Below are 13,107 nucleotides of genomic sequence, written 5' to 3' on the forward strand. Positions count from 1 at the left end.
TCGCCCCGAGAGAGAGCGCGCCCGGGCCGACGTCGTCCCATCTTGAGTATCAACGTGAGGACGGTAGGTATGGCTTCGAGCCCCCGTCATGTCACCTCCACCGAGGTGAGGACCCCCGCATCGTCGGGACAGGCCGGCTTCCCCGCGAAGCAGGGCATGTACAACCCTGCGTTCGAGAAGGACGCGTGCGGCCTGGCGATGGTCGCGACGCTGCGCGGCGAGGCCGGACACGACATCATCGACCTGGCGCTCACCGCGCTGCGCAACCTCGAGCACCGCGGAGCCATCGGCTCTGACGCCGGCACCGGTGACGGTGCGGGCATCCTCACGCAGATGCCGGATGCCTTCCTGCGCGCCGTGGTCGACTTCGAGCTGCCGCCCGTCGGCGAGTACGCCGCCGGCATGGTGTTCCTCCCGCGCGACGACGAGGCACGCAAGGCCCAGAAGGCGGGGATCGAGCGGATCGCGGCATCCGAGAACCTGACCGTCCTCGGATGGCGCGACGTGCCCACCGCGGAGGAGAACCTCGGCAAGCTCGCCTTCCAGGCGCGGCCGGTGTTCGAGCAGCTCTTCGTGTCGCGCCCGGCGACCGGCGACGCCCCTGCGCTGTCGGGGATCGCCCTGGACCGGCGCACCTTCCGCCTGCGCAAGCGCGCCCGCACCGAGCTCGACGCGTACTTCGTGTCGCTGTCCGCGCGGACGCTCGGCTACAAGGGCATGGTGACGACGCTGCAGCTCGAGCCCTTCTACCCGGACCTGCAGGACGAGCGCTTCGCGTCGGAGCTGGCCGTCGTCCACTCGCGCTACTCCACCAACACCTTCCCGTCGTGGCCGCTCGCGCAGCCGCTGCGCATGCTCGCGCACAACGGCGAGATCAACACGGTCAACGGCAACCGCAACTGGATGCGCGCACGCCAGTCCCAGCTCGAGTCCGAGCTGCTGGGCGACATCCGTCCGCTGCTGCCGATCTGCACCGAGGGCGCCAGCGACTCCGCGTCCTTCGACGAGGTGCTCGAGCTCCTCACCCTGACCGGCCGCAGCCTGCCGCACGCCATCATGATGATGGTGCCGGAGGCGTACGAGAAGCAGGCCGACATCGACCCGAAGCTGCGCGCCTTCTACGAGTTCCACTCCATGCAGATGGAGCCTTGGGATGGCCCGGCCGCGCTCATCTTCACCGACGGCACGCTCGTCGGCGCCACTCTTGACCGCAACGGCCTCCGCCCCGGGCGCTGGACCGAGACCACCGACGGCCTGATCGTGATCGGCAGCGAGACCGGCGTGCTCGACATCGCGCCGGAGCGCATCAAGCGCCGCGGACGGCTCCGCCCCGGACGCATGTTCCTCGTCGACACCGAGCAGCGCCGCATCATCGAGGACGACGAGATCAAGGCCGGCCTGGCCGATCTCGAGCCCTGGCAGGAGTGGCTGGACGCGGGCCGCGTGCGTCTGGCCGAGCTTCCCGAGCGCGAGCACATCGTGCACCCGATCGCCTCCATCACCCGCCGTCAGCGCACGTTCGGGTACACCGAGGAGGAGGTCAAGATCCTCCTCGCGCCGATGGGTCAGAACGGCGCGGAGCCGCTCGGCGCGATGGGTTCCGACACTCCGGTCGCCGTGCTCAGCGAGCGTCCGCGACTCCTGTTCGACTACTTCACGCAGCAGTTCGCCCAGGTCACCAACCCGCCGCTGGACTCGATCCGCGAAGAGGTCGTCACGTCCCTGTCGCTGGGCCTCGGACCGGAGCGCAACCTCCTGGAGTGGGGACCCGACCACACGCGCGTGGTCACCCTCGACTTCCCGGTGATCGACAACGACGAGCTCGCCAAGATCCAGCACATCGACACGGCGCTGCCGGGCCGCACCTCGGTCACCATCCGCGGCCTGTACCGCGTCGAGGCCGGCCACAAGGGCATGCGCAAGCGCCTGGAGCAGATGTGCCAGGAGGTCGACCAGGCCATCGAGGACGGCGCCGAGTTCATCGTGCTGTCCGACCGCGACTCCAACAAGGACCTCGCGCCCATCCCGTCGCTGCTCATGCTCGCCGCGGTGCACCACCACCTCATCCGCAAGCAGACCCGCATGAAGTGCGGTCTGGTGGTCGAGGCGGGCGACGTGCGCGAGGTGCACCACATCGCCACGCTCATCGGCTACGGCGCGTCCGCGGTGAACCCGTACCTGGCGATGGAGACCGTCGAGTACCTGGTGCGCGCCGGCATGATCACCGGCATCTCGCCGCAGAAGGCCGTCAAGAACCTGATCTACGCGCTCGGCAAGGGCGTGCTGAAGATCATGTCGAAGATGGGCATCTCGACCGTCTCGTCGTACGCGGGCGCCCAGGTGTTCGAGGCCGTCGGCCTGTCGCAGGACTTCGTCGACACCTACTTCACGGGTACGGAGTCCAAGCTCGGCGGCGTCGGGCTCGACGTCATCGCCGCCGAGAACGCCGCCCGGCACGCCTACGCGTACCCCGAGGACGCCGCCGTGCGCGCGCACGAGCGGCTCTGGACGGGCGGCGAGTACCAGTGGCGCCGCGACGGCTCGCCGCACCTGTTCAACCCCGACACGGTGTTCCGCCTGCAGCACTCGACGCGCACGCGGCGGTACGACATCTTCCGCGAGTACACCAAGCTGGTCGACGACCAGGCGGGCGAGCTGAAGACGCTGCGCGGACTGTTCGCGCTGAAGACCGAGGGACGCACGCCGGTGCCGATCGACGAGGTCGAGCCGGTCTCGTCCATCGTCAAGCGGTTCTCGACGGGTGCGATGAGCTACGGGTCGATCTCGAAGGAAGCGCACGAGACGCTGGCGATCGCGATGAACCGCCTCGGCGGCAAGTCGAACACCGGCGAGGGCGGCGAGGACGTCGATCGCCTGCTCGACCCCGAGCGCCGCAGCTCGATCAAGCAGGTGGCCTCGGGTCGCTTCGGCGTCACGAGCCTGTACCTCACGGAGTCCGACGACATCCAGATCAAGCTGGCCCAGGGCGCCAAGCCGGGCGAGGGCGGGCAGCTGCCCCCGACGAAGGTGTACCCGTGGGTGGCGCGCACGCGCCATGCGACCGCGGGCGTCGGCCTCATCTCGCCGCCGCCGCACCACGACATCTACTCGATCGAGGACCTCAAGCAGCTGATCTTCGACCTCAAGCGCGCGAATCCCGGCGCCCGGGTCCACGTGAAGCTCGTGAGCCAGTCGGGCATCGGGGCCGTCGCCGCGGGCACGGCGAAGGCGCTGGCGGACGTCATCCTGGTCTCCGGCCACGACGGCGGGACGGGCGCGAGCCCGCTGAACTCGCTGAAGCACGCCGGTACGCCGTGGGAGCTGGGCCTGGCCGAGACGCAGCAGACGCTCATGCTCAACGGCATGCGCGACCGGGTGGTCGTGCAGGTCGACGGCCAGCTGAAGACCGGCCGCGACGTGATCATCGGCGCGCTGCTCGGCGCGGAGGAGTTCGGCTTCGCCACGGCTCCGCTCGTGGTCTCGGGCTGCATCATGATGCGCGTGTGCCACCTCGACACCTGCCCCGTGGGTGTCGCCACGCAGAACCCGACGCTGCGCGCACGCTTCAACGGCAAGCCCGAGTTCGTGGTGAACTTCATGGAGTTCATCGCCGAGGAGGTGCGCGAGTACCTCGCCGAGCTGGGCTTCCGCTCGCTCGACGAGGCGATCGGCCGCAGCGACCTGCTCGACGTCGACGGCGCGGTCCGGCACTGGAAGGCGAGCGGACTCGACCTCGCACCGGTGCTCGCCGGCCCCGTCTTCGCCGACGACGAGCCCCGCCGCAACACGACGGGCCAGAAGCACGAGCTCGAGGAGCACTTCGACGTCGCCCTGCTCGAGCGCGCCCAGGATGTCGTCGCCCACGGCGGCCAGATCACCATCGATCTGCCCATCCGCAACACCGAGCGCGCGGTCGGGACCCTGCTGGGCCACCACGTCACGCGCGCCCACGGCGAGAACGGCCTGCCGTCGGGCAGCATCGTGGTGAACCTGACCGGCTCGGCCGGGCAGTCGTTCGGCGCGTTCATGCCCGCCGGCATCACGCTGCGACTGGAGGGCGACTCCAACGACTACGTCGGCAAGGGCCTGTCCGGCGGACAGATCGTGGTCCGGCCGCCGCGGGGTGCCTCCTTCGACGCGTCGAAGAACGTCATCGCCGGCAACGTCATCGGCTACGGCGCGACCCAGGGCACGATGTTCCTGCGCGGTGTCGTGGGCGAGCGCTTCTTCGTGCGCAACTCGGGCGCGACGGCGGTCGTCGAGGGTGTCGGCGACCACGCGCTGGAGTACATGACCGGCGGCCTCGCCGTCATCCTCGGCGCGACGGGCCGCAACCTCGGCGCCGGCATGTCGGGCGGCACCGCGTACGTGTACCGGCTCGACACCAAGCTTGTCAACCGGGAGGCCCTCGCCAGCGGCGAGCTCGTCCTGGGCGAACTCGGCTCCGGCGACGCCGAGATCCTCCGCGACCTGCTCGAGCAGCACGTCGCGGAGACCGAATCGACTCTCGCCCAAGCGCTCCTCGACGACTTCGAGGCGGAGCTGGCGAACTTCGTCCGGGTGCTGCCGCGCGACTACGCCGCAGTGCTGCAGACCCGGCAGGCGGCCGTCGCGGAGGGGCTCGACCCCGACGGAGACGTCGTCTGGAACCGCATCCTGGAGGTGACAGGTGGCTGACCCGAAAGGCTTTCTCAAGGTCACCGAGCGCGAGCTGCCCCCGCGGCGGCCGGTGCCGGTGCGCATCATGGACTGGAAAGAGGTCTACGAGCCGGGCGACTCCGCCGTGCTGCGCCGGCAGGCCGGCCGCTGCATGGACTGCGGCGTCCCGTTCTGCCACAAGGGCTGCCCGCTGGGAAACCTCATCCCGGAATGGAACGACCTGACGTGGCGCGGCGAGGGCCGTGCCGCCAGTGAGCGCCTGCACGCCACGAACAACTTCCCGGAGTTCACCGGCAGGCTCTGCCCGGCGCCGTGCGAGAGCTCGTGCGTGCTCGGCATCAACCAGCCTGCCGTGACCATCAAGCAGGTCGAGGTCTCGATCGCCGACGAGGCGTTCGCGAACGGCTGGATCGAGCCGGAGCCCCCCGGTCGCCTGACCGGCAAGACCGTCGCCGTCGTCGGCTCGGGTCCCGCCGGGCTCGCGGCGGCCCAGCAGCTCACGCGCGCCGGCCACACGGTGGCGGTGTTCGAGCGCGACGACCGCATCGGCGGTCTCCTGCGCTACGGCATCCCGGACTTCAAGATGGAGAAGAAGCACCTCGAGGTCCGGCTCCGCCAGATGCAGGACGAGGGCACGCGCTTCCGCGCCGGCGTCGAGATCGGCAAGGACATCTCGTGGGCCGATCTGCGCGCCCGGTACGACGCGGTCGTCGTCGCGACGGGCTCGACCGTGCCGCGCGAACTGCCGATCCCCGGACGGGACCTCGCCGGCGTGCACTTCGCGATGGAGTACCTCGTGGAGTCCAACAAGGCTGTCGCGGGCGACGCGGTTCCCCATCAGATCACCGCGCAGGGCAAGCACGTCGTCGTCATCGGCGGCGGCGACACCGGCGCCGACTGCATCGGCACGGCCCACCGTCACGGTGCGCTGAGCGTGACGAACCTCGCGATCGGCCGCCAGCCCCCGGGCGAGCGCCCCGAGCACCAGCCCTGGCCGATGACGCCGACGGTGTTCGAGGTGCAGTCCGCCCACGAAGAGGGCGGGGAGCGCTCCTACCTGGCCTCCACCGTCGAGTTCCTCGCCAACGGCGCGGGAGAGGTGCGCGCGCTGCGCGTCGCCGAGACCGAGTTCGTCGACGGCCGCCGCGTCCCCAAGAGCGGCACCGAACGGGAGATCCCGGCCGACCTCGTGCTCATCGCGATGGGCTTCACCGGCCCCGAGCGCAGCCTGCTCGAGGAGCAGCTGGGCGCGCGCTTCACCGAGCGCGGGAACGTGCGTCGCGAGGACGACTACCAGACGACCGCCCCGGGCGTCTTCGTGGCCGGCGACGCCGGTCGCGGCCAGTCGCTGATCGTGTGGGCCATCGCCGAGGGCCGTGCCGCCGCGGCGAGCGTCGACCGGTACCTCATGGGCGACACCGAGCTGCCCGCTCCGGTGCGCCCCACGGATGTCGCCATCGGCCTGCAGCCCGCGTAGGCTGGCCGAGGCATTCGCCAATCCACCCCAACCCGGAGATACCACGGATGAGACGCGCGAAGATCGTCGCCACCCTGGGTCCGGCCACATCCACGTATGAGATGGTCCGTGCGATCATCGATGCCGGTGTGGACGTCGCCCGCTTCAACCTGAGCCACGGGGACTACTCGGTCCACGACAACAATTTCGCCAACGTGCGCAAGGCCGCGGAGGACGCCGGCCGCGCCGTCGCGATCCTCGTCGACCTGCAGGGCCCGAAGATCCGACTCGGCAAGTTCGAGAACGGTCCCCACGAGCTCGCCGTCGGCGACATCTTCAAGATCACCACCGAGGACATCCTCGGCACGAAGGAGATCGTCGGGACGACGTTCAAGGGCCTCCCGAACGACGTCAAGGCCGGCGACTTCCTCCTCATCGACGACGGCAAGGTGCGCGTGAAGGTCCTCGAGACCGACGGCACGGTCGTGACCACCGAGGTCGTCGTGGGCGGCGCGGTGTCCAACAACAAGGGCATCAACCTCCCCGGTGTCGCCGTCAACGTCCCGGCCTTGTCCGAGAAGGACGAGGCGGATCTGCGCTGGGGCCTCCGCGCCGGCGCCGACCTCATCGCGCTGTCGTTCGTCCGCGACGCCAAGGACGTGCAGCGCGTGCACGTGATCATGGCCGAGGAGAGCCGGCACGTCCCGGTCATCGCCAAGATCGAGAAGCCGCAGGCGGTCGACAACCTCGAAGAGATCATCGACGCGTTCGACGGCATCATGGTGGCCCGCGGCGACCTGGCCGTCGAGCTGCCGCTGGAGGCGGTGCCGATCGTGCAGAAGCGCGCGGTGGAGCTCTGCCGCCGCATGGCCAAGCCCGTCATCGTCGCGACGCAGATGCTCGAGTCGATGACGCACTCCCCGGTGCCCACCCGCGCCGAGGCCTCCGACGTCGCCAACGCCGTCCTCGACGGCGCCGACGCCGTGATGCTGTCGGGCGAGACCAGCGTCGGCGACTACCCGGTGGTGACCGTCGAGACCATGGCGCGCATCATCGGCTCGACCGAGGAGCACGGCCTCGAGCGCATCCTGCCGCTCACGACGAAGCCGCGCACCCAGGGCGGAGCCATCACGCTCGCCGCCAACGAGGTGGCCGAGTTCGTCGAGGCCAAGTTCCTGTGCATCTTCACGGAGTCCGGCGACACGGCCCGGCGCATGTCGCGCCTGCGCCCGCGCATCCCCATGATCGGGTTCGCCCCCGAGCCGGCGATCCGCCGCCGCATGGCCATCACGTGGGGCGTGCAGTCGACACTCGTCGAGCACGTCGCGCACACCGACCTGATGTTCATCCAGGTCGACGACTACCTGCTGTCGAACGACCTGGCGAAGGTCGGCGACAAGGTCGTCGTGATCTCGGGATCGCCTCCCGGGATCATCGGCTCGACGAACGACATCCGCATCCACAAGGTGGGCGACGCGGTGCACGGCAAGGCGCCGATCTACAAGACGCGCGACTGACCGGACTCAGCCCACGCGGCTGAGCAGGTCGTTCTCGATGACGGTGTCGAGGGCGAGCGTCTTGTAGCCGTGTCCCTCGAAGAACACGGTGAGACGGTCGCCCTCCACCGCCGAGACGGCTCCCCGGCCCCACTCGGTGTGCTCGACCTCCGCGCCGGAGGGGAACGGCGCCCCGGCCTCGTCCGTCGCCGCGTCCGCCGCGGTGCCGGCACGGCACGTGTCGCAGCTGCCGCAGGGCGCGTCGAGATCCTCGCCGAAGTAGCGCAGGAGGGCGCGTCGGCGGCAGTCGCGCGTCTCCGCATAGCGCCGCATCACGTCCAGCCGCGACTGCTCGATCCGCTCGCGACGCTCCGACGCCTCCGCGGCGCGGGCCGCTGCTTCGGACGGGCTGACGGATGCCGCCGCCACCGCCCCGCGGCGGCCGACGCGAACCACCCCGCCTTCGACGAGCAGGTTGATCAGGTGCGTGACCCTGCGGGGCGGCGCATCGACGGCCGCCGCCAGCGCCTTCGTCGGGAGCGGTCCGTCGGCCTTTGCCACGGCGGAGTACGCCGCGGCGAGCTCGTCGAGGTCGACGCTGCGCGAGACGAAGTAGGTGCGGATGCCGAGGTCCTCCTGGCGGTAGAAGAGCGTGGCGTCCGCCGCGTCGCCGTCCCTGCCCGCACGGCCGATCTCCTGGTAGTACGCGTCGAGCGACTCGGGCACCGATGCGTGCGTCACGAAGCGCACGTCGGGCTTGTCGATGCCCATCCCGAACGCGTTGGTGGCGACGACCAGGTCGACCTCGTCCGCGAGGAAGGCCCGGTGGGTCTCCTCGCGCTCGGACCGCGACAGGCCGGCGTGGTAGACGCGGACGCGAGAGCCCGCCTCGGCGATCGTCGCCGCGTACTCCTCGGCCTCGCGCCTCGTCGCGGTGTAGAGGAGTCCCGATCCCGTCATCGCCGACACGTGTGCGATGACGGCGGCGCGCTTCTCGTCGGCGGTGACGGCTCGGCGCACGGTCAGGTCGATGTTCGGGCGGTCCACCCCGTGCACGACGACGGCGGGGTCGACGAGCCGCAGCCGCTCGGCGACCTCGACCCGCACCGGCTCGGCACCCGTGGCGGTGAGCGCGACCACCGGGGGAGCGCCGAGCCTCTCGCGCACCGCGCCCAGCCGCAGGTAGTCAGGCCGGAAGTCGTGGCCCCAGCTGGCCACGCAGTGCGCTTCGTCGACGGCCAGCAGCGCCACTCCGACGTCGCGGAGCGCGGCCACGACGTCGTCCTTCGACAGCTGCTCCGGCGTGAGGAACAGGTATCCCACGGCGCCCGACCGGAGCTCGTCCCACAGCTCGGCGGTCGCACGCTCGCCGAGCGTCGAGTTGAGGACCGCCCCGCGCGCGGCGCGCGGTGCGGACGACAGCTGCGCGACCTGGTCGTCCTGCAGGGCGATGAGCGGGGACACCACGACGGTGAGACCGTCGCGCAGTGCGCCCGCGAGCTGGTATACGGCGGACTTCCCGGCGCCCGTGGGCAGGACCACGATGGCGTCGCGCCCGGCGACCAGCGCGTCGATCGCCTCGGACTGCCCGGCGCGCAGCGTCGTCCAGCCGAAGATCTCGCGCGCCGCCCGGGCGATGGCCGTGTCGGGCATCCGGGTCCTCTCCCTCGTGACGGAGTGGCCATCCTCGCATCCCGCGTGAATCCGCCCCGCGGGGTTGACACGCCCGGCGCGCCCATAGGTCCCGGCACGGCCGGACGCTACGCTATCGCCACCACATCTCGCCGACAGGGGACGCCATGTTCTTCAACGACTTCATCTGGTTCCTGCTCTGGAGCTTCTACTTCATCGCCTATCTCTACGTGGTGATCGTGATCATCACGGACCTGTTCCGTGACGACAAGCTCAACGGCTGGATGAAGGCGCTGTGGATCATCCTCCTGGTGTTCGTGCCTTTCCTCACCGCGCTGATCTACGTGATCGCCCGCGGGAAGGGCATGGCGGAGCGCGCCCAGGCCGCGCGCGGGGGAGTGGTGGCCGAAGCGGACGACTACCGTCCGGCCGCCTCCACCAGCCCCGCCGAGGACATCGCCAAGGCGAAGGAGCTCCTCGATGCCGGCATCATCACGCAGGGCGAGTTCGACGCCCTCAAGAGCAAGGCCCTGGGCAACCAGTACTTCGGCGCCTAGCGCCGGCGCAGCAGAAGAGCGGATGCCTCGGGGTCGAGGCATCCGCTCATCTGCTCTTGGGCCGGAGCGCGCGTCAGCTGATCTTGCGACGGTAGATCGCCATCGACGCGACGTAGGCGACGACGAGGATGCCCACGAGCCACGCCATCGCGACCCAGATCTCGCTGCCCACGGGCTCGCCGGCGAACAGTGCCCGCATCGAGTCGACGATCGACGTCACCGGTTGGTTCTCGGCGAACCACTGCACCGGGGCCGGCATGCTCTCGGTCGGCACGAAGGCCGAGCTGATGAACGGCAGGAAGATCAGCGGGTACGAGAACGCGCTCGCGCCGTCGACGGTCTTCGCGGTCAGTCCGGGGATCACCGCGAGCCACGTGAGCGCCAGGGTGAACAGCACGAGCATGCCCGCCACGCCGAGCCAGGCGCCGAGGCTCGCCCCGGTGCGGAAGCCCATGAGCAGCGCGACGCCGATGACGATCGCGAGCGAGACGACGATCGACACGAGCGACGTCAGCACGTGCGCCCACAGCACCCCCGACTGCGAGATCGGCAGCGACTGGAACCGCTCGAAGATGCCGCTCTTCATGTCGAGGAACAGCCGATAGGCGGTGTATGCGATGCCCGAGGCGATGGTGATGAGCAGGATGCCGGGCAGCATGTAGTCGATGTACGACCCGCGGTCGGCACCGGTGTCGATCGCGCCGCCGAAGACGTAGACGAACAGCAGCATCAGGGCGATCGGTGTGACCGCCGTGGTGATGATGGTGTCGGGGCTGCGCAGGATGTGGCGCAGCGACCGACCGGTGAGTACGGCGGTGTCGCCGATGGCGTGAGAGGTCATCGCCCTTCCTTCCGTGTCGTGGCGGTGCCGGTCCCGGCCTCGCCGGCTTCCGCGGCGCCGTCCTCGCCCGTCAGGGCGAAGAAGACGTCCTCGAGGCTCGGCTGCTTCTCGACGTACTCGACCTTCGCCGCGGGGAGCAGCTGCTTGAGCTCGCTCAGGGAGCCGTTGACGATGATCCGGCCCTTGTGGAGGATCGCGATCCGATCCGCGAGCTGCTCGGCCTCTTCGAGGTACTGGGTGGTGAGCAGGACGGTCGTGCCGCCCCGCGCGAGCTCTCTGACGGCATCCCACACCTCCAGGCGGGCCGCCGGGTCGAGGCCCGTGGTGGGCTCGTCCAGGAAGATCACCGGCGGGTCGCCGATGAGGCTCATGGCGATGTCGAGCCGCCGGCGCATGCCGCCGGAGTAGGTCGCGACCTTGCGCGAACCCGCGTCGGTGAGCGAGAAGCGCGCGAGGAGGTCGTCGGCCACGGCGCCCGGATCGGGCAGGTGGCGCAGCTGCGCGATGAGCATCAGGTTCTCGCGCCCGCTGAGGACCTCGTCGACCGCCGCGAACTGCCCCGTGAGGCTGATCGTCTCCCGGACCTTCTGCGACTGCGCGACCACATCGAAGCCGGCGACCGCGGCCTTGCCGGCGTCGGCCTTCAGCAGCGTCGACAGGATTCGCACGACGGTGGTCTTGCCTGCTCCGTTGGAGCCGAGAAGGGCGAAGATGCTGCCCTTCTTCACATCGAAGTCGACGCCCCGCAGCACGTGCAGGTCCTTGTACGACTTCTCCAGGCCGGCGACCTGGATGACGGTGGCGGCGGTCATCGGTTCTCTCCTCGCTCTGCGTCGTCGATCGCCTTGTTGAGGCGCTCGCGCTCCTTGTCGATCCACTGCCTGCCCGAATAGGCGGCGGTGAACTCCTGCGCGAACGCCGACGGGTCCTCGCCCACGATGTCGCGCACGGGGGTGTGGTCGGCGGCGGCGCGCTCCCACATGTCGGCAGAGTCGCTGAGCATCTGGACCATGGACTCGCCGTCGGTCATGCCGCCGACGGTCATGAAGTACCGCTCCACGGCCTTCGCCGCGGCACGGTAGGGCTCCGGCAGGGCCTCGATGCGCGCCTTGTACTGCTTGTACTGCTTCTTCTGCTCGAGCGAGCCGGTGACGACCTCGTACCACTTGGCGGCCATGATCAGACCTCTTCCTTCCTGTTGTTGTCTTCGTGCTGGCGGTGGAGCTGTTCGATGCGCTCTGCGAGGAAGCTCCACGTCCGCCAGAACTCCGTGAGCTGTTCGCGCCCCTGCGCGTTGAGGGAGTACACCTTGCGCGGCGGCCCCTTCTCGGACGGCACCTTCTCGACGTCGACGAGACCGCGCTGCTCGACCCGCACGAGCAGGGCGTAGACCGTGCCCTCGGCGATGTCGCTGAAGCCCTGGTCGCGCAGCCACGTGGTGATCTCGTATCCGTAGGCCGGGCGGCCCGAGAGGATCGCGAGCACGATGCCCTCCAGCGTGCCCTTGAGCATCTCGGTCTCCTGCTTGCCCATCACGCGCCTCCTCTGACTACTCAGTGTTGCTGACTACCAGTACAAAGTAACACTAGGTACCAGTACCTAGCAACACCGGATACCGAGAAGTCTCGGGTGCCGGAAACGCCGAAGAGCGGACGCCTCGAATCCGAGGCATCCGCTCTCCGCGACAGATGGGGTGCCGGTGGTGGGAGTCGAACCCACACGCCCTTGCGGGCAACCGAGTTTGAGTCGGTCGCGTCTGCCATTCCGCCACACCGGCCCGCGGGCATGCCGCGCGTCCGCGATTGACCATACCGTAGGATTCAATGGTGACTGAGCAGGAGCAGAACGCCGCCCCCACGGCCTCCACACCCCGTCGTGTCGTCGTCGCGGAGGATGAGTCGCTCATCCGCCTCGACATCGTCGAGATCCTCCGCGACAACGGGTTCGACGTCGTCGGCGAGGCAGGCGACGGCGAGACGGCCGTCCAGCTGGCGACCGAGCTGCGGCCGGACCTGGTGATCATGGACGTCAAGATGCCGCAGCTCGACGGCATCTCCGCCGCCGAGAAGCTCAGCAAGAACCACATCGCCCCCGTGGTGCTGCTGACGGCCTTCAGCCAGAAGGAGCTGGTCGAGCGCGCCAGCGAGGCCGGCGCGCTGGCGTACGTGGTGAAGCCGTTCACGCCGAACGACCTGCTTCCCGCCATCGAGATCGCCCTCGCCCGCTACGAGCAGATCATCACGCTCGAGGCCGAGGTCGCCGACATGGTCGAGCGCTTCGAGACCCGCAAGCTCGTCGATCGCGCCAAGGGCCTCCTCAACGAGAAGATGGGCCTGAGCGAGCCCGAGGCCTTCCGGTGGATCCAGAAGGCGTCGATGGACCGCCGCCTCACGATGCAGGACGTCGCCAAGGCGATCATCGAGCAGCTCGCGCCGAAGAAGGGCTGACCGCGCACGCTTTGCAGGA

Annotated in this window: 10 protein-coding genes and 1 tRNA gene; 5 read left to right on the forward strand and 6 right to left on the reverse strand. The window is 69.6% G+C overall.

Annotated features, from left to right (window positions below; translation table 11 throughout):
• Window positions 1–69: 69 nt before the first annotated feature.
• The 3 genes from gltB to pyk are packed head-to-tail and all read left to right on the forward strand — an operon-like array spanning window position 70 to window position 7,632.
• The gene (gene gltB, locus ACZBH1_RS16085) at window positions 70–4,677 is read left to right on the forward strand and encodes a glutamate synthase large subunit (RefSeq protein ID WP_378880759.1); all 4,608 of its coding nucleotides are present in this window, start codon (window positions 70–72) and stop codon (window positions 4,675–4,677) included.
• Entirely contained in the window at window positions 4,670–6,136 is a 1,467-nt protein-coding gene (locus ACZBH1_RS16090) for a glutamate synthase subunit beta (RefSeq protein ID WP_336397957.1), read from the forward strand. Before gltB ends, ACZBH1_RS16090 begins: the two co-directional genes overlap by 8 nt.
• A gap of 47 nt (window positions 6,137–6,183) precedes the next feature.
• Window positions 6,184–7,632: a pyruvate kinase gene (gene pyk, locus ACZBH1_RS16095; RefSeq protein WP_336397956.1), complete on the forward strand. Its 1,449-nt coding sequence runs from the start codon at window positions 6,184–6,186 to the stop codon at window positions 7,630–7,632.
• A 6-nt stretch (window positions 7,633–7,638) separates the two neighbouring features.
• Here pyk and ACZBH1_RS16100 read toward each other — a convergent pair whose 3' ends face one another.
• Window positions 7,639–9,264, reverse strand: coding sequence for a RecQ family ATP-dependent DNA helicase (locus tag ACZBH1_RS16100; protein WP_463646928.1), 1,626 nt, complete (start codon window positions 9,262–9,264; stop codon window positions 7,639–7,641).
• A 146-nt stretch (window positions 9,265–9,410) separates the two neighbouring features.
• On the opposite strand from ACZBH1_RS16100, the gene ACZBH1_RS16105 reads away from it, so the two are divergent.
• Entirely contained in the window at window positions 9,411–9,800 is a 390-nt protein-coding gene (locus ACZBH1_RS16105) for an SHOCT domain-containing protein (RefSeq protein WP_336397954.1), read from the forward strand.
• Window positions 9,801–9,873: 73 nt separating this feature from the next.
• Here ACZBH1_RS16105 and ACZBH1_RS16110 read toward each other — a convergent pair whose 3' ends face one another.
• From ACZBH1_RS16110 to ACZBH1_RS16130, 5 genes are all read right to left on the reverse strand, one after another.
• Window positions 9,874–10,641 carry an ABC transporter permease gene (locus tag ACZBH1_RS16110; RefSeq protein ID WP_463646929.1) on the reverse strand — a complete coding sequence of 256 codons (768 nt, stop codon included), beginning with the start codon at window positions 10,639–10,641 and terminating at the stop codon, window positions 9,874–9,876.
• Window positions 10,638–11,453, reverse strand: coding sequence for an ABC transporter ATP-binding protein (locus ACZBH1_RS16115; RefSeq protein ID WP_452324357.1), 816 nt, complete (start codon window positions 11,451–11,453; stop codon window positions 10,638–10,640). Before ACZBH1_RS16115 ends, ACZBH1_RS16110 begins: the two co-directional genes overlap by 4 nt.
• Window positions 11,450–11,818 carry a DUF1048 domain-containing protein gene (locus ACZBH1_RS16120; protein WP_336397951.1) on the reverse strand — a complete coding sequence of 123 codons (369 nt, stop codon included), beginning with the start codon at window positions 11,816–11,818 and terminating at the stop codon, window positions 11,450–11,452. The genes ACZBH1_RS16115 and ACZBH1_RS16120 overlap by 4 nt, the downstream gene beginning before the upstream one ends.
• 2 nt (window positions 11,819–11,820) lie before the next feature.
• Complete coding sequence (locus ACZBH1_RS16125; RefSeq protein WP_336397950.1) at window positions 11,821–12,174, reverse strand: PadR family transcriptional regulator; 354 nt, start codon at window positions 12,172–12,174, stop codon at window positions 11,821–11,823.
• A gap of 161 nt (window positions 12,175–12,335) precedes the next feature.
• Window positions 12,336–12,418: transfer RNA gene (locus tag ACZBH1_RS16130), tRNA-Leu, on the reverse strand.
• 46 nt (window positions 12,419–12,464) lie between these two features.
• Between ACZBH1_RS16130 and ACZBH1_RS16135 the strand changes: the two genes are divergently transcribed.
• Window positions 12,465–13,088: an ANTAR domain-containing response regulator gene (locus ACZBH1_RS16135; protein WP_336397949.1), complete on the forward strand. Its 624-nt coding sequence runs from the start codon at window positions 12,465–12,467 to the stop codon at window positions 13,086–13,088.
• The last annotated feature ends 19 nt before the right edge of the window (window positions 13,089–13,107 follow it).

It is taken from the genome of Microbacterium sp. ZXT2-5, from assembly GCF_055329545.1.